Here is a 16302-nt window from a genome sequence, read left to right as displayed (position 1 = left end):
TTTAAACCCCAAGCGGATCGTGCCACTTCGCTAGGCTTTGTTCTATAAACTGTTGTAAACGCACCGCGGCTGGCGGTAAGCGTTTGTTGGCATGGCGTACTAAATACCAATGGCTACTCAATGGAAAGCCTTGTACCGGTAAAATAACTAACCGATCATGAGGCAGCTGCAATGTATGGGCGGACAATACGGCTAAGCCTAAACCGGCACTGACACTTAAGCGGATCGCCTCGTTGGTTTCTATCTGCATACTGTGCGCTAATTCAATCGCTTGGCTACTTAGCCAAGTATCAAAAATCATCCGTGTGGCAGAGCCCGGCTCTCGTAATAAGAAGCGTTCTGTTTTTAATTGTTGAAAACTCAGTTTGCTTTGTTTAGCTGCCCAATGTGTTAAAGGCGCGACTAAATACAGTGGGTTTCGCACAACCGGTTTAGCATGCACATGGTCGCCACTGGGTGGGTGGCTAAACAAATAGAGGTGATCTTGTTGTTGTTCAAACCGCTCTAAGATGCGTGCACGATTACCAATATGCAAGGTCACTTGAACTGCCGGATAATCTTGATAAAACGCCGCTAATAGCTCGGGTAATAAATATTGGGCGGTGTTCACTACCGCCAGTGAGATACTACCGATGCTACCACTTTGTTGTTGGCTTAATTGAAAACGGAGTTCTGATAGCCGTTCATCAATATCCTGAGCTGCTTGGTACAGTAATTCACCTGCGGCGGTGAGCTGTAACTTTTGTTGTTGATAATCGACCAGCGGCGTGCCGACCGCATCGCTGAGTTTTTTTAGTTGCAACGATACGGTGGGCTGTGTTAGATGCAGCGCTCGTGAAGCCGCGGTTATGCTGCCATGCTGCACTACTTGGCGAAAAACCTGTAATAAACGAAAGGTGAGTAAACGCTGATCCATAGATAATTATCTATATTTATTTGCTTTATTATTAATTAGCATAAAAAGCTAGGCTTAGGCAAGATAGCGCCCAAAATGAAAGGAGCTAAAAATGCCAGATATCGTCATCATGTTTTTTGCATTGGGTCTGATTGCAGGCTTGGTTAAGTCTGATTTAAAAGTACCCGTGCCGATTTATGAAACCTTATCGATTTTATTAATGCTGACCATTGGTTTAAAAGGTGGTATGGCATTACATGGCGAACCACTACTGCCATTACTGCCTGAATTAGGCAGCATTATTTTAGCCGGTGCCGTGTTGCCCTTGGTGCTCTATCCGGTGTTACGTAAGTTAGTAAAATTAGAAAGCGCGGATGCAGCCAGTATTGCGGCGCATTATGGCTCAGTCAGTGCTGGTACTTTTGCGGTGGTGCTCGCGGTGGTCAGCGCCAGTGGCTTAGCGATGTCTCCACAAACAACCTTGTATTTGGTGTTATTAGAGTTGCCAGCCATTGTGATGATGCTGTGGTTGTACCGTTATCTTAATGGTAGCAAAGCCAGCGGCTTAGCGATTTTACATGAAGCGTTAACCAGCCGTGGCGTACTTTTGCTCACCGGTGGCTTGGTGATTGGCGCCTTATATGGTCAGTCAGGTCTGGCGGATATTTCAGTCGTCTTGGTGGGCGGTTTTAAAACTTTACTTGCGTTATTCTTACTTGAAATGGGCTTATGTACCGCTAAAGTATTTCAACCTCTGCCATGGCGGCAATGGCGCTTAATGATTTTCGCAATCGTTACGCCCATGGTGTTAGCCAGCTTTGGTTTATTGTTAGCGGCCTTGCTCAGTTTACCCGCAGGCAGTGCGTTGGTGTTAGCGACCTTAATGGCCAGTGCGTCTTACATTGCCGCACCCGCGGCTATTCGTGCGGCGATTCCGCAAGCCGATATAGGCCTTGCGTTACTTGCCTCGTTGGGCATTACCTTTCCGTTTAATATCCTCGTCGGTATTCCGCTTTATCAAAGCTGGTTAGCTTAAAACTTTAACGTGCTGCGGGTGTAGTGCCGAGCTAAACCCGCGCTATTCGCGTTAGGTGCCACAAAAGGTTTGTTTAACACATTGCGCGGCGCTCGCCGGTTGTTGATAAGGCGCATTTTCTGGCGTAGCGCTAAAAGGATCTTGCCACAGCTTATGCAGGGTATTAAACAAGGTTAAATCACCGGTATCACTAATCTCATCAATCACCTGTTGAATAAGATGATTACGTGGGATCAGTACGGGGTTTGCTTTGGCCATAATGGCATGAGCAGCAACCTGCTGACTTGCTAAACGCTGTTGCCAGCGTGCTCGCCATTGTTGTAAGGGCGCTAAAGCGATCTTTTGCTGTAAGTAAGGTGTATCAGCGTTTAATAAATCCCGAAAAGACAAGGTAAAATCAGCCGCAGCATCTTGTAATAAGTTTAGAAAATCTTCAATTAACGAACGATCCTCCGCAACCGGGTGGGCAATACCCAGTTTGGCAGCAAAACGGCTGAGCCATTGTTGTTGGTAAATATCAGGAAATTGATTTAACTCGGCCATGGCTAACTCAATGGCCGCGGCTTGATCCGGCGCCAGTAAGCCAAGCAGTGCTTCGGCCAGACGAGCAAGGTTCCACTGCGCCACTGCAGGCTGATTTTTATAAGCATAGCGACCTTGTTGGTCAATATAACTAAACACTTGCTGCGCGTTGTAGGCTTCCATAAAAGCGCAAGGGCCGTAATCGATAGTTTCAGCTGACAACAGCATATTGTCAGTATTCATCACCCCATGAATAAAACCTAAGCTCATCCACTGCGCCACCAAGGCCGCTTGGCCAGCAATCACGGTGTGTAACAAACCACGATAAGGGTTTTCTGTGTGAGTTAATGTTGGGTAATGGCGTGCAATCACATAATCGGCCAAGGCTTTTACCACCGAGCTATCGCTTTGGCTTGCAGCAAACTGCAGGGTACCGATACGAATATGGCTACTGGCCACTCGAGTTAAAATAGCGCCCGCTAAACCTTCATCTCGAAAAACCACCTCACCGGTACTGACTGCAGCAAGGGCGCGTGTAGTCGGAACACCTAGTGCATGCATGGCTTCGCTGATCAGGTATTCGCGGATCACGGGGCCAATGGGGGAGCGACCATCACCGCGACGCGAGTAGGGGGTTTGCCCCGCGCCTTTTAATTGTAAATCAAGCCGTTTGCCTTGGCTGTCTCGTACTTCAGCCAATAAAATGGCACGGCCATCACCGAGTCGTGGCACATAATGAGCAAATTGATGACCAGCATAAGCTTGCGCTAAAGGCGCTGTCCATGCGGGCAGTTGGTTACCACTGAACAGATCCAAGCCCGCGGTGCTGTGCCAATACGCTTCAGGTAAGGCTAGCTCTGCAGCTAATGCTTGATTAAAGGCGATAAATTGTGGCGCTTTTACCGGTGTCGGCTGGCAATCTGCATAACAGATAGGCGGTAACTGGCGATAACTGTGTTCAGGCTGAAATGACGACATAAACGACTCACTGTTGAGCACGCCGCGAAGCAGCGTGTGCGACTAATGGTTGAGTAGTTTACTCGGGTATTACGCTAGACACAACGCTCGCCGGCAGCAGACGCTACCGCGAGTCGCGGCTGAGAAAGTGCTTAGACTTTATTACTGGCATTGGGATCGCGATAGCGACTGACCGCTGCATTGGATGCTGCGAGCATTTTTCGGCCTTTAGCAGAAGATTGCGTCAGTAAAATAAACAGCAAATCGATCACTAACTCTTGGGCGTTACGTGACAAGATTGACGACAGACGCACCGCGCTTTCGTTGGCCATGGTTTTCAGGTTAACGGCCGATAATTTGGCAATGGTGTTGGGCGCAAAGCCGGTTAAGCTGAGGAGCTTTAATTTATGACTGCGCGCATAGTGGGCAATCGCCACCATTTCTGGCGTTTCGCCCGATTCACTGAGCATAAACAGCACGTCCTTACTGCCAAAATGGGCTAACTCAGCTAACTGTATATGGTTATCACTCTCTGCCGTCGCGTTCATGCCGAGTTTACGCAGCTTAAGACAAAAATCTTGTGCCACTAAAAAGGATGCGCCTTTACCGGTCAGCATGATTCGCCGCGCTTGCAATAAGATACGGCATACCTGTTCCATCAGTGGTTGTTCATTTGCACTAAGTGTGTGGGTTAACACCGCAATTTTACCGGCTAATAACTTGCGGGCCATCTCTGAATAGGAGTCATCTAAAGCAATATCACCGTGTAATTTATCATCTTGCGGCTCAGGAAAGTTAAGCACGGTATCATTAACCGCAAACTTAAAATCGGGATAGCCTTTATAACCGAGTTTTTGGCTAAAACGTACTACGGTGGCCTGGCTGACCCCCACTTGTTGTGCTAATTCTTGCGAGGATAATTGACGAATAAGTTGCGGATTTGCCATCACAAAATCGGCAATTGCTTGTTCTGTTTTGCGTAAGCGTCCTTGCACTAGCGCAATACGTTGTAATACGGCCATAACGTCTCTGTGTTTACCAATATGGTGTGCAGTATAAGCTGACTCGCTGCTTGAAAACTAGCTTAGCTTAGCGGCGAATAATTTAAAGGATTGCTGATTTGCCACGCTACGCTTACAATTGCCGATCGCGTAAGTTGCTAATAAAGGAAGCGTTACACCGTGTTAAACAAAAACTTTTTAACCAATTTTTTAGCTTGTGTCTTGGTGTTGAGCGGTTGGCTACTCGAGCATGCCTTGTTACTCAATATGGGGTTATTTGCGTTGGCTGGCGCCATTACCAATACCTTGGCCATTCATATGCTGTTTGAACGCGTGCCGTTTTTATATGGATCGGGCGTGATCCCACTGCGTTTTAATGAGTTTAAAACGGGTATTCGCCAGTTAGTCATGACACAGTTTTTTAGCCGTGAACATATGCAGCGTTTTTTAACGGCCAAAGAGCAGCAGCAGGCTTTTGATTTTGCCCCCATTATTGAGCAAACTGATTTATCGGCTACCTTTACCGGTTTGTTAAAGGTGGTGGAGCAATCTTCATTAGGCGGCATGTTGGCAATGTTTGGTGGCAGTGCGGTGTTGCAACCATTACAAGAGCCATTTTTAACGAAGCTGAAGCAATCGTTAATTGATATCACGCAAACTGCAGAATTTCATCAGCAAGTGCAAGCCCAGTTATTACAGGCCGATCAGTTGCATCAACTGGCCGAACAAGTTGAGCACATCGTGCAACAGCGCTTAGATGAGTTAACCCCGGCATTAGTAAAAGACATTATCCAACAAATGATCCGCGAGCATCTCGGATGGTTAGTGGTGTGGGGCGGTGTTTTCGGTGGTTTGTTAGGTTTACTGGCAGGCGTGTTAGTGTAAATATTTTGCTTTTATTTACCAGAAGCGTTATCAATAAAGCCATGGTTGAAGTTCTCGGCTAGGTCGCACAAATTACCGTTAGCATGAGAGAGTTTATTTTCTATAACAGGATTGGCTTATGAAATTATCGTTATCAACAATCTGCTATACGACAGCGTTGGCAACATTGAGCTTCAGTGCTGCGTTATGCGCCCAGCAACATACTATGCCCATGTTAAAAGGCAATGAAATAGTATGGTTACTCACCGCACAACAACAATTAGTGCAGGTCAATGCTCAAGCGCCGCAAACGGTATTAAAGCAACAGCCGCTTAAAGGTATTAATGCTGGTGAGCAGATCGTCGGTATTGATTATCGTGTCGCTTATGGCGTGTTGTTTGCGCTATCTGATCAAGGGCAACTTTATACCGTTAATACCACATCGGGACAGGCGACCGCAGTCGGTAATAAGCTGCCTGCAGGCACGTTAAAATCGGCACAATTTGGTTTTGATTTTAACCCTGCAGCTGATCGGATCCGAGTGGTAAATGCGTTAGGCCAAAATTTACGTCTCCATCCTGAAACGGGGGCTTTAGCCGCTACAGATCCTGATCTTGCTTACGCTGCAGTGGATAGCCACGCAGGGAAGGTACCCAATATTGTTGCTGCAGCTTATACTTATGATCAGCAGGATGCGAAAGTTACCAGCAACTATGCCATTGATATTAGGGCCGGTAACTTGGTTACCCAGGGTACCTTAGCGGGTGTAACGCCCAGCATTTCACCTAATACCGGGCAATTATTTACCGTTGGAAAATTAGGTATTCCTGACTTACAACAGGTCTCTTTTGATATTTCTGATATCAACAATATTGGCTTAGTTGCGCTCACTACTAATAGTCAACCGAGTACCATGCTTTATCAAATTGATTTAGCTTCAGGTCAAATGCACTTGATAGGGCAACTCATTGATGGCAGTGCCATTGTAGGAATGGCCATTGAACCCTAAAAGGAGGCTCTACCTTGTTACTGCATTCATTCTTTTACAAAGTGCGCTCGTTCAGGCTGCGAGCTTAAACGTTAGCGTTAAAGATGCTCAAGGGCGAGTGGTAAACGATGCGGTGGTATTTCTAGAATCGACTGCAGCGGCGGCTTTAGTTAAAGCAGGGCCGCTGGCGCAAATTAAACAGCGCGATAAAGTATTTACGCCAGAGCTCACGGTGATTACTAAAGGTACGGCGGTGAGCTTCCCGAATGAAGATACTGTGCGTCACCATGTCTATTCATTTTCGCCAGTAAAACAATTTGAAATCAAACTTTATGTTGGCACCCCAGCAGAGCCCGTGGTGTTTGAACAGAGCGGGGTTGCTGTGCTGGGGTGTAATATTCATGATCATATGATTGCGTGGATCGTGGCGTTAGATACGCCCTATTATGCTATCACCGATGAGAATGGCCGGGCCACGTTAAAGGATGTTCCTACAGCTGAGTATCAATTGCGCATTTGGCATAAAGATCTTATAGATGAAACGCATATTGTAAAACTACCCTTGACACTGACAGAGAACATGGCGGAGCAGCAGATAACCTTAATGCAATTAGCGCCGATGTTTTAACCATTTTAACCTAAGGGTGCGTTAGCTCCACAAGTCGGCAATCGGTGTGTTTGGGGTGTAGCGGGTGGCGAGCTGTGCCTGAAATAATTCAGCGCAGGCTAAAGCATCTGTGACCGCATGATGCGGTAGATAGGGCGGTAAGCCGTAGCGTTGCCGACTGGCCGATAAGCGGATTGAAGTGCGGGGCGTTTTACGAAATTGCTGCCATAAGCTCAACGGTTTAGCGCGATGCACTTTCGCTTCTAAGGCCATCGTATCAATCACCGGGAACTGTAATGGCTCACCTAAGCGAACCTGCAAAGCGGCGGTTAAAAAGCGCCGCTCAATATCGGCACAATGTACTAATAAAATTTTACCGGCAATGGCCGCTAAAAACTCGGGTAATATCTCAATCAGATCGGGTGCCGTTTGTAGCGCACTGTCGGTAATGCGATGAACGCGCACTGAGCTATTAGTTAGCTCAAAACGCGGTTTTACCAGCCATTGCTGTGCCGCTGAATTTAAAATACGCTGCCCCTGCACCGGCACTAAGCCAATACTTACAATACCATGCTGGCTGGGATCTAAACCGGTGGTTTCCAGATCTAATGCCATGATGGGTGTTTCGCTCACCGGCGTATCGGGGCTGACTACACCTTGTTGATAATATTGGCGCAATAATAAATGCCGGCTACTTTGGGCCAATTCCTTAAAACGTTGCTGCCAATTTAGGCGAGTGGAGTTGGGCTGAGTTGATCCAAGATAGAACATGGTTAGGCCTGAAAATGAAATTTAAGAAACTTCTGCGCATTAGCCAGCACTTGAAAGGCCGCTTTTAAATGCTTACGCTCAAATTCAGACAGTTGTTCTGGCAGGACATTATTATCGGGGTTTTGCTGTTGTTGTAACATGGCTGCCTGATGGCGAATGCGCGTCATCGCAATCACTTCATAGGCATCCCGTAAATCGTCAGCCCGACCTTTGGGTAAGATATTCAATTTACTTAATCGTGCTAAACGTTGGTAACTACTCGGGTTATCAAAGCCAAGCGATAAGGCATACACTCGTAATAAATCGGCTAACGGCGCGGTACCGCGGCGTTTAATATTCAACGATTTATTATGCTTACCATCTTCATCCATCACAAAATCTTGAAAAAAGCCCAGTGGCGGCGTGCGCAGCAGCGCATTGCGCGCCATTGAGGCCAAAAAGGTTTTATGCAAAGGCGCTTGTTGGGCAATTTGTTGATTTAATTGCGTGGCCCATTGGTTTTCCCCCCAAACGCCGTCTAAATCAAAGAAGATATTACTGTGTAGCAGTTTTTCGGGTGCGGGTTTTAAGATCCAGTCACTAAAATACTGTTGCCACACCTTTAAAGGCTGCCGCCAACGAGGATTAGTGGCCATAATATTGCCACTACATAAAGGATAACCACACTGATCCAACCCCTGACAAACAAAGTTGGCCAAAGCTGCAAAATAAGCATCATGTTGCTCGGCAACATAGCGGTCATCTAAGATAAGTGCGTTATCTTGATCGGTGACGATCAGTTGTTCATCCCGCGCCATTGAGCCTAAAGCGACAAAGCAATAGGGTATAGGTGGTGGGCCAAGTTGTTGTTCGGCTAATTCTAGCAGTCGCTGTTTAAAACTACGGCCAATGGTGGCCATGGCGCTGCCAATCATTTGCGAATTCGCATCTTCATTGACCATTCGCACAAAGCAGGCTTGAACCGCAGGGCGCAACTGCGCTAATTCTGCAACAGTTTGCTGCTGATAAATACTGCTGACGATATACAAGCTGTTGTTTGATTCGTGTCGAATAATATCGGCAATTGCGATCACACCCAGCGCTTTATGTTGTTGCAACACCGGTAAATGATGCAGATTATGCCGCAGCATAATCATCATCGCCTCAAATACAAACTGCTCGGCTTGAACAGTGACCAGTTCTCGCGTCATGATTTGCTGAACGTTAATATCACTTTGCAAACCCGCGGCAACTAAACGATTACGAATATCGCGATCGGTAATTAAACCGCAAATATGTTCAGGCTTTGCAGGATCGGTTAATAATAAACACGATACGCTCGCCTCGCGCATTAAGGCCGCCGCTTCATACACTGTGGCATCCGCTGACAACATGACCGGCTCACGATTAACTAACTCGCAGACCTGGGCACTCATTAGCTGATGATCCGCTGCTTTGGCCAAGCGAGGCGTTGCGCGGCGCATTGCATCACCGACTTCGACATAATCAGCGAAAAATTCGTTATTATCGAACAATTGCTCAAAGGCCACTGCGGGCACTAAATAAATTAATGTATCTTCCAGCGCACGGGCAGGGAAGCGCACTTTTTTACCACGCAACAAGCCCTGTTCACCAAACAAACCGCCTTCAGCCAGGCGATTATATAAATCGCCATTACGCCGAAAGGTTTCAACCACACCTGAGCGGATCACATACAAGGCATCTAACGGAGCATTGTAGGTAAGGATCTCGCTACCGGCGCGATAATAGGCCACATCAATCTGTTGTGCCAAAGTGGTTTGCTCTGGCAACGACAGCTCTTGAAATGGCGAGTGTCGTTGCAAGAAACTTAATACCTCGAGTTGTTCAATTTCTAATTGATCGCTGCTCATAGGGTCGCTTAATCCGGTCTGGGTTCAGACATCAAACCTTTGATAATAGCGATAGACGCTGCCAAAAGCACCAAGGTAAACGGCAAGCCGGTTGAGACCGCCATGGCCTGCAAGGCTGTTAAGCCACCTCCCAGTAATAGCACTACAGCAACTAACCCTTCAAAAGTACACCAGAACACACGTTGTACCGTTGGCGCATTTACTTTGCCGCCGGCGGCAATGGTATCGATAACCAGTGAGCCTGAATCTGAAGAGGTTACAAAAAACACCACAACCAAAATAATGGCGATAAACGAGCTGATTTGCGCTAGCGGTAACGCATCAAGCATGGCGAATAATTGCAGTGGTAAAGCCGCTTCTACCGCCGCCTGATAACCTTCTTGCACCACTTGGCTAATGGCGGTACTACCAAATACGGTCATCCAGAATACACAGGCTAATGACGGGATTAACAGTACTGAAATTAAAAATTCGCGTACGCTACGACCACGAGAAACCCGTGCGATAAACATACCAACAAACGGTGACCAGCTGATCCACCATGCCCAGTAAAAGGTCGTCCAGCCTTGTGAATAATTGGTATCTTCGCGACCAATCGGATTAGACAGTGCGGGTAAATGTTCTAGGTAGCTAATCAGGTTGGTGGTAAAACCGGAGAAGATCGCTAACGTCGGGCCAACAATAATGACGAAGAGCAGCAGTAATGCGGCTAATACCATATTAATTTCCGACAGTCGTTTAACACCGGCTTCTAAGCCAGCAACCACTGAGAATAAGGCGATCGCGGTAATACCAATAATCAACAGTACTTGGGTAGTAGTACCACCTGGAATATCAAATAAATAGGTTAAACCGGCACTGGCTTGTGATGCACCAAAACCCAGCGAGGTGGCTAAACCAAATAGGGTAGCAAACACCGCGAGGATATCGATAATATGCCCAGGCCAGCCCCAAACGCGTTCCCCTAAGATAGGGTAAAACACTGAGCGAATGGTCAGAGGTAAGCCTTTATTAAAACTAAATAAAGCTAAACCTAAGGCTAAAATGGCATAAATTGCCCATGGATGCAGCGCCCAGTGAAAAATCGTTGCTGCCATCGCAAGTTCTGCTGCAGCGGCGCTGTCACCCGCGGCACCGCCTAACGGCGCCCAGTCGGTGCGTACACCGTCGGTAAATTGTGTGCCCTGCATTGCTGTACCAAAATGCGTTAGTGGCTCAGAAACACCATAAAACATTAAGCCAATACCCATACCGGCGGCAAACAGCATGGAAAACCAACCCATATAGCTAAAATCAGGTGTGGCTTCAGTACCGCCTAAACGGACTTTGCCCAAGGGGCTAACAATAAGCGCCAAACAAATCAGCACAAAAATATTGGCTGCCGATAGGAAAAACCAGTCGAGGTTTGAGGTTAAGGTATTACGCAAAGTGGTAAAGGCTGGGCCAGCTTCTTCCCGAAAAACCAGGGTTAAAATGACAAAAGCAATAATCGCCAAAGCGGAAATTAAAAAAACGCGGTTGTGAATATCCAGACCAAAGGGACCAATTTTCACGACAACATTGTCTTGACCAATTTGGTAATCGGTATCAATCGGATTGACGGCCCCATCGGGGATCATCGGATCTTTTTGTTGTGTCATACATTAAATCCTTTGCTTAGAAATAATAACCAATATTGATGTTGAAACGGCGCTCGGTATCATCGCTGTTACCTGCAGCACTGCCGCCAACAAAGGGTTGGTTGCGGGCATGCACTAAATCGAAATAAGTGAAGAGACCGCCTGCAGCAACAGAGAAACCGGCGACATTCATCATGGTATCGGCGGTACCGTCCGATTTGTCGTATACCAAGCCGTAGTTGTTATAAAATTGCAGACCCGTTACTGGGCCCCATTGCACGGGCAGGCTGTAAGCAATATTGGCTGTTATTGATTTGGCTTCAGCGGCAATACTGTCGTAGAAGGCATAAGCGCCAACGGCGATCCGTGTGGTGTCATCTAAGTTGTAGTTGTACTCGGTGTGCTGTAGCTGTAAGTTCCAGCGACCATAATGGCTGTTTAGGTGTAAACCGAAGGCATTGTAGTCACCCGCACGTTGCCGACCGTCATGTAAGCCACCGGCTAAAGCCGAGATCCCCAGTTCGGTTTTTACACCGGCAAATTCGGTGTGATAAGCAAAGCGACCACTTAAGGTGTTGTATTCGCCAATCGCATAACTGGGATCGGCATAAATCCCTTCGTTGCCCACACGGCCACCCACGATGTCATAAGAATAACGATCTGCACGGTCTTCGACATAACCATCTACGCCGCCGAGCTCATCATTTTTGAAGAAACCCACATCTAACTGCCAGTTGTCGGCAATTTGTCGCTTAAACAGGATCCCTAAGTCAAAATCATCTTCTAAACCTAGGTAGTAATTGGTGCTAAAGAAGTAGTTATGCGAGTTATAAGGCCAGTTGCCGAACGGTACTTGAATAATACCGGCTTGAGTTTGCCAATTTTCAGATAATTGATAGCCAACATAGGCGTATTTAATGGCTGTCATGTAATCAAAGAAACGGATTTCGGCATCCAGTGTGACATCGCCCACGCTGCCATGCAGGTTTAAGCGAAAAATATCAAAATCAAAATCACCGCCACGGTTCTTATTACCATCGCTATAAGAGGTATGACTAAAGTTGGTACGAATAGCACCCCCCACGCGAATACCGTCTGCTTTCTCTTCTGCCGGCTCAGTGGCCGCTATTTCAACTTCTTTAACAACGGTGACGGTTTTAGCGTCAGCTGTTGTCGCTTCTTGTTGCGCTAAACGGGCTTCAAGACGGGCGATTTGTGCTTTTAATAATTCGAGTTGGGCTTTGACATCTTGTTGCTCATCAGCAACAACGGTAGCAGGGGTTAAGGCGGCAGTAATAAAGAGTGCCAACAGTGATTTTTTGATCATAAGAAGTGCCTGTTTTAGATGGGTCTATTAAACAAGCGATGTAGTATAGCACAATTTAAAGACACCCCCAAACTGGCTTAAATTTAAGCTATTAATTTTAAATAACTATTTTGTAGTGAATGCAAGGCCTTTTATACGGCGGTCTCGCTGCAGTTTGCTGCAGCATGATCTTGCCAGACAAGAGAGTTATTTCAGCTCAGCAATATTCAGCTATATTTAATCAGATGATTGTTATTTGGCAGCGGTGGCGTTTATCACTTGGTGAAGAGATTGCGCTCGCTGTTGCCTAACCACGGCGTTTAGATTATGCAAAACCTTATTGACCAACGCAGTTTATTTAGATTGCTCTTTAGCATCTTCGTGCTGTTAATGTTCCCTTTTTTAGCCATGCAAGTTACTGCAGAAGTCTATTGGAGCCTCACTGACTTTATACTGGCGGCAGCGTTATTGTTTGTCTTCGGTTTTACTATTTTGGTTATTAGGCGCAAAGTAACTGGCAGAAGAACGCGGCTGAGCTTACTGCTACTTTGTGTCGCGTTATTTTGTTTGGTGTGGGCACAGCTGGCAGTTGGGCTGTTTTAAATAAGACTTACCCATATTAGGCCTTATTTAATACGTTAATTTAACGTTATAGGTGATGTATTTAATGCACTTTGCTGAATTTTTCTTGATTGTAGGTTATGCCATCGAAGCGGTGGGAGTGTTTGTGATTGTCGCCGGTATGGTGATTTCATCTGTCAGTTATCTGCGTAATTTTCGAAAGATGGCTGAGGGTGAAGCTTATTTGGCCTATCGTCGACAATTGGGGCGTTCAATTATTTTGGGCTTAGAGTTTTTGATTGCAGGCGATATTGTCAGAACGGTGGTGGCGGCCGAAACATTAGAAAACGTGGGTTTGTTGGGCTTGATTATTTTGATCCGGGCCTTTTTAACCATGAGCTTGCATGTTGAAGTGGAAGGGCGTTGGCCTTGGCAAAATCATACTGAAAAAACCGTTGCTAAAAAGCCTAGCAAAGACGAAAACCCTGGCTAGGGTAAAGTGTTATGCAGTAGCGGCAGGTGCGCGAACAAGATTTATTAACAATAATAATATGGCATACCCGGTGTGGTTGCCGTGGTGATGGAGAATTGACATGGTTGAGGTAAGTATATTTGCCGTATTAGTGGCAGCAATCAGTAGTTTTGTGCTGGGTGGCTTGTGGTATTCCCCCTTACTGTTTGGTAAGGCTTGGCTGAAAGAAAGTGGCGCACCGACAACACCGGGTCACCCCGCTAAGGTATTTGGTATCAGTTTTATCTGCAGTTTGCTGGCAGCTTATGCCTTTGCAGTGTTAATGGGGTCGTCTGCAGATCTGGCCACGGCCTTGCACATGGGGTTATTAGTTGGCGTGTGTTTTGTCGCCACCAGTTTTGGCATTAATTATCAGTTTGTGCAGCGTAGTGGTCGTTTGTGGTTAATTGATGGTGGCTATCATATCTGTCAGTTTCTGTTGTACGGTTTGGTGTTCGGTTTGTGGCCTTAATGTCTGAGTATTAGGGTCTACAAAAAGAACAGGCACCGCGTGGGTGCCTGTTTAGTTCTTTTAAAAGCGAATTATTTCAGATCAAACCGATCGGCATTCATCACTTTTACCCAGGCGTTAATAAAGTCTTTCACAAACTTTTCCTGGTTATCGTCTTGCGCATACACTTCGGCATAAGCACGTAAAATAGAGTTTGAACCGAAGACTAAATCGACTCGTGTCGCTGTCCATTTTACTGTGCCGGTATCACGGTCAACAATGTTGTAACTATTGCGGCCCGTTGGTTTCCAGCTGTATTGCATGTCGGTTAAGTTAACAAAGAAATCATTACTTAACACCCCCTCACGGTCAGTAAAGACACCATGTTTGCTGCCAGCATAGTTGGTGCCAAGTACCCGCATACCACCGATTAACGCGGTCATTTCTGGTGCTGTTAAGCCTAATAGCTGCGTTTTATCCAACATCATTTCTTCTGGCTGTACCGCATAATCTTTTTTCAGGTAGTTGCGGTAAGCATCATGTAAGGGTTCTAACACCTCAAACGCTTCGATGTCCGTTTGTTGTTGTGTCGCATCGCCACGACCTCCAGCAAAGGGCACGCTAACATTCACGCCTGCCGCTTTGGCGGCTTGTTCAATAGCGGCGGTACCCCCTAACACAACAAGATCAGCGATACTGACGTTTTTAGCAAAATCCGCTTTAATCTTGTCATACACCGCCAAAACTTTTTGTAAACGAGCAGGCTCGTTACCTTCCCAATCTTTTTGAGGCGCCAGACGAATACGCGCGCCATTAGCACCGCCACGGTAATCAGAGCCACGGAATGTACGGGCGCTATCCCAAGCGGTTGCTACTAACTCACCAATAGTTAAACCACTGGCTAAGATTTTTGCTTTTAATGCTGTCACATCAGCATCGGTAAGTTGATAATCGGCAGCGGGGATCGGATCTTGCCAGATTAACTCTTCTGCTGGCACATCTGGGCCAAGGTAACGGCTACGAGGGCCTAAATCACGGTGCGTTAATTTAAACCAGGCCCGAGCGAATACGTCATCAAAATAAGCTGGATCTTTATAAAAACGCTCAGAGATTTTGCGATATTCTGGATCCATTTTTAGTGCCATATCGGCATCGGTCATCATCGGGTTACAACGAATTGACGGATCTTCTACATCAACCGGCTTATCTTCTTCTTTAATGCTTACCGGCTCCCACTGACTGGCACCGGCTGGACTTTTGGTCAGTTGCCAATCGTGTTCTAGCAGTAAATAGAAGTAACCGTTATCCCATTGGGTAGGGTTGGTAGTCCACGCGCCTTCAATACCACTGGTCATGGTATCGCGACCTATGCCACGGGTTTTGTGGTTAACCCAGCCAAAGCCTTGCTCTTCAATCGGCGCGCCTTCTGGTGCCGGGCCTAGATTGCTCTCTTTGTTGTTACCATGCGCTTTACCCACGGTATGGCCACCTGCCGTTAAAGCAACGGTTTCTTCGTCATTCATGGCCATGCGTTGAAAAGTCACGCGCATATCATGCGCGGTTTTAAGCGGATCGGATTTGCCATCAACCCCTTCCGGATTGACATAAATGAGACCCATCATCACTGCAGCGAGTGGGTTTTCTAAATCGCGCTCACCAGAGTAACGAGTACCTGGGCTACCAGATGGGGCTAACCATTGTTTTTCTGAGCCCCAGTAGGTGTCTTTTTCTGGATGCCAAATATCTTCCCGGCCCCCAGCAAAGCCAAAGGTTTTTAAGCCCATTGATTCATAAGCCATGTTGCCGGCCAAGATCATTAAATCGGCCCAAGAGAGTTTATTGCCGTATTTCTTTTTAATGGGCCACAGTAAGCGACGGGCTTTATCTAAGTTGCCATTGTCTGGCCAGCTGTTTAGTGGCGCAAAACGTAAATTGCCGGTACCGGCACCGCCACGGCCATCGGCAATACGGTAGCTACCAGCACTGTGCCAAGCCATTCGAATAAATAAACCACCATAATGACCCCAGTCAGCCGGCCACCAAGATTGGCTGTCGGTCATTAAGGCTTTCAGATCGGTTTTAACTGCGTCTAAATCTAAAGTTTTAAAGGCTTCGGCGTAGTTAAAATCAGCACCCAGTGGATTGGTTTTCTGATCATGCTGGTGCAAGATGTCTAAATTAAGGGAGTTTGGCCACCAGGCCATAGTGCTGTTGGCATTGGCCGTGTTCGCGCCGTGCGCGATAGGGCATTTGCCAGAGGAATTGTTCGTACTCATTGATCACTCCTTATTGAGGTCGTTGCAAAAACGTTTACGGCTAAGCCGTTTGTAACTGCATTGACT

The 16302-nt window shown here is 46.7% G+C and carries 15 protein-coding genes; 7 read left to right on the top strand and 8 right to left on the bottom strand.

The genetic code is table 11. The annotated features are described in order from the left end of the window. Position 1 precedes the first annotated feature (1 nt). A complete protein-coding gene (locus LMJ53_RS09010; protein ID WP_229585749.1) occupies positions 2-916 on the bottom strand; it encodes a LysR family transcriptional regulator in 915 nt (304 codons plus the stop codon). Between the two features lie 91 nt (positions 917-1007). On the opposite strand from LMJ53_RS09010, the gene LMJ53_RS09005 reads away from it, so the two are divergent. Continuing rightward, a complete protein-coding gene (locus LMJ53_RS09005) occupies positions 1008-1931 on the top strand; it encodes a sodium-dependent bicarbonate transport family permease (protein WP_229585748.1) in 924 nt (307 codons plus the stop codon). Between the two features lie 51 nt (positions 1932-1982). Here the strand turns inward: LMJ53_RS09005 and LMJ53_RS09000 are convergent, their stop codons facing one another. Together LMJ53_RS09000 and LMJ53_RS08995 are read right to left on the bottom strand one after the other, a co-directional pair. Next, positions 1983-3431: a protein adenylyltransferase SelO gene (locus LMJ53_RS09000; protein WP_229585747.1), complete on the bottom strand. Its 1449-nt coding sequence runs from the start codon at positions 3429-3431 to the stop codon at positions 1983-1985. A 131-nt stretch (positions 3432-3562) separates the two neighbouring features. Continuing rightward, the gene (locus LMJ53_RS08995; RefSeq protein ID WP_229585746.1) at positions 3563-4432 is read right to left on the bottom strand and encodes a MurR/RpiR family transcriptional regulator; all 870 of its coding nucleotides are present in this window, start codon (positions 4430-4432) and stop codon (positions 3563-3565) included. A 159-nt stretch (positions 4433-4591) separates the two neighbouring features. Here LMJ53_RS08995 and LMJ53_RS08990 point away from each other — a divergent pair, with 159 nt between their 5' ends. From LMJ53_RS08990 to LMJ53_RS08980, 3 genes are all read left to right on the top strand, one after another. Next, positions 4592-5296, top strand: coding sequence for a DUF445 family protein (locus tag LMJ53_RS08990; protein ID WP_229585745.1), 705 nt, complete (start codon positions 4592-4594; stop codon positions 5294-5296). A 118-nt stretch (positions 5297-5414) separates the two neighbouring features. After that, positions 5415-6284, top strand: coding sequence for a DUF4394 domain-containing protein (locus LMJ53_RS08985; RefSeq protein WP_229585744.1), 870 nt, complete (start codon positions 5415-5417; stop codon positions 6282-6284). Beyond that, the gene (locus LMJ53_RS08980) at positions 6274-6891 is read left to right on the top strand and encodes a methylamine utilization protein (protein WP_229585743.1); all 618 of its coding nucleotides are present in this window, start codon (positions 6274-6276) and stop codon (positions 6889-6891) included. The genes LMJ53_RS08985 and LMJ53_RS08980 overlap by 11 nt, the downstream gene beginning before the upstream one ends. Before the next feature lie 21 nt (positions 6892-6912). Here the strand turns inward: LMJ53_RS08980 and LMJ53_RS08975 are convergent, their stop codons facing one another. From LMJ53_RS08975 to LMJ53_RS08960, 4 genes are read right to left on the bottom strand one after another with little or no spacing between them, the layout of a single operon-like run. Continuing rightward, entirely contained in the window at positions 6913-7641 is a 729-nt protein-coding gene (locus LMJ53_RS08975) for a 3'-5' exonuclease (RefSeq protein WP_229585742.1), read from the bottom strand. Between the two features lie 2 nt (positions 7642-7643). Further along, positions 7644-9512, bottom strand: coding sequence for a DUF294 nucleotidyltransferase-like domain-containing protein (locus tag LMJ53_RS08970; RefSeq protein ID WP_229585741.1), 1869 nt, complete (start codon positions 9510-9512; stop codon positions 7644-7646). 8 nt (positions 9513-9520) lie between these two features. Continuing rightward, positions 9521-11152, bottom strand: a complete 1632-nt coding sequence (locus tag LMJ53_RS08965) for a BCCT family transporter (protein WP_229585740.1) — start codon at positions 11150-11152, stop codon at positions 9521-9523. Between the two features lie 16 nt (positions 11153-11168). Then, entirely contained in the window at positions 11169-12458 is a 1290-nt protein-coding gene (locus LMJ53_RS08960; protein ID WP_229585739.1) for a carbohydrate porin, read from the bottom strand. Between the two features lie 306 nt (positions 12459-12764). Here LMJ53_RS08960 and LMJ53_RS08955 point away from each other — a divergent pair, with 306 nt between their 5' ends. The 3 genes from LMJ53_RS08955 to LMJ53_RS08945 all read left to right on the top strand — a co-directional run bounded on the left by LMJ53_RS08955 (position 12765) and on the right by LMJ53_RS08945 (position 13981). Next, a complete protein-coding gene (locus tag LMJ53_RS08955; RefSeq protein WP_229585738.1) occupies positions 12765-13040 on the top strand; it encodes a hypothetical protein in 276 nt (91 codons plus the stop codon). A gap of 64 nt (positions 13041-13104) precedes the next feature. After that, positions 13105-13491: a DUF1622 domain-containing protein gene (locus tag LMJ53_RS08950; protein WP_229585737.1), complete on the top strand. Its 387-nt coding sequence runs from the start codon at positions 13105-13107 to the stop codon at positions 13489-13491. Between the two features lie 100 nt (positions 13492-13591). Beyond that, positions 13592-13981: a DUF1761 domain-containing protein gene (locus LMJ53_RS08945; protein ID WP_229585736.1), complete on the top strand. Its 390-nt coding sequence runs from the start codon at positions 13592-13594 to the stop codon at positions 13979-13981. Between the two features lie 71 nt (positions 13982-14052). Here LMJ53_RS08945 and katG read toward each other — a convergent pair whose 3' ends face one another. Further along, entirely contained in the window at positions 14053-16236 is a 2184-nt protein-coding gene (gene katG, locus LMJ53_RS08940; RefSeq protein WP_229585735.1) for a catalase/peroxidase HPI, read from the bottom strand. Positions 16237-16302: the final 66 nt, after the last annotated feature.

The organism is Rheinheimera sp. UJ51 (genome assembly GCF_020819615.1).
In the GTDB taxonomy this organism is placed as follows: Bacteria; Pseudomonadota; Gammaproteobacteria; order Enterobacterales; family Alteromonadaceae; genus Alishewanella; species Alishewanella maricola.
This window is presented reverse-complemented; position numbering and strand designations above follow the sequence as displayed.

Coding starts and splice junctions, on each gene's coding strand:
- LMJ53_RS09000 (WP_229585747.1), bottom strand. CDS start 3,431: ATGTCGTCATTTCAGCCTGAACACAGTTATCGCCAGTTACCGCCTATC.
- LMJ53_RS08960 (WP_229585739.1), bottom strand. CDS start 12,458: ATGATCAAAAAATCACTGTTGGCACTCTTTATTACTGCCGCCTTAACC.
- LMJ53_RS09005 (WP_229585748.1), top strand. CDS start 1,008: ATGCCAGATATCGTCATCATGTTTTTTGCATTGGGTCTGATTGCAGGC.
- LMJ53_RS08995 (WP_229585746.1), bottom strand. CDS start 4,432: ATGGCCGTATTACAACGTATTGCGCTAGTGCAAGGACGCTTACGCAAA.
- LMJ53_RS08950 (WP_229585737.1), top strand. CDS start 13,105: ATGCACTTTGCTGAATTTTTCTTGATTGTAGGTTATGCCATCGAAGCG.
- LMJ53_RS09010 (WP_229585749.1), bottom strand. CDS start 916: ATGGATCAGCGTTTACTCACCTTTCGTTTATTACAGGTTTTTCGCCAA.
- LMJ53_RS08965 (WP_229585740.1), bottom strand. CDS start 11,152: ATGACACAACAAAAAGATCCGATGATCCCCGATGGGGCCGTCAATCCG.
- LMJ53_RS08945 (WP_229585736.1), top strand. CDS start 13,592: ATGGTTGAGGTAAGTATATTTGCCGTATTAGTGGCAGCAATCAGTAGT.
- LMJ53_RS08975 (WP_229585742.1), bottom strand. CDS start 7,641: ATGTTCTATCTTGGATCAACTCAGCCCAACTCCACTCGCCTAAATTGG.
- LMJ53_RS08985 (WP_229585744.1), top strand. CDS start 5,415: ATGAAATTATCGTTATCAACAATCTGCTATACGACAGCGTTGGCAACA.
- katG (WP_229585735.1), bottom strand. CDS start 16,236: ATGAGTACGAACAATTCCTCTGGCAAATGCCCTATCGCGCACGGCGCG.
- LMJ53_RS08955 (WP_229585738.1), top strand. CDS start 12,765: ATGCAAAACCTTATTGACCAACGCAGTTTATTTAGATTGCTCTTTAGC.
- LMJ53_RS08970 (WP_229585741.1), bottom strand. CDS start 9,512: ATGAGCAGCGATCAATTAGAAATTGAACAACTCGAGGTATTAAGTTTC.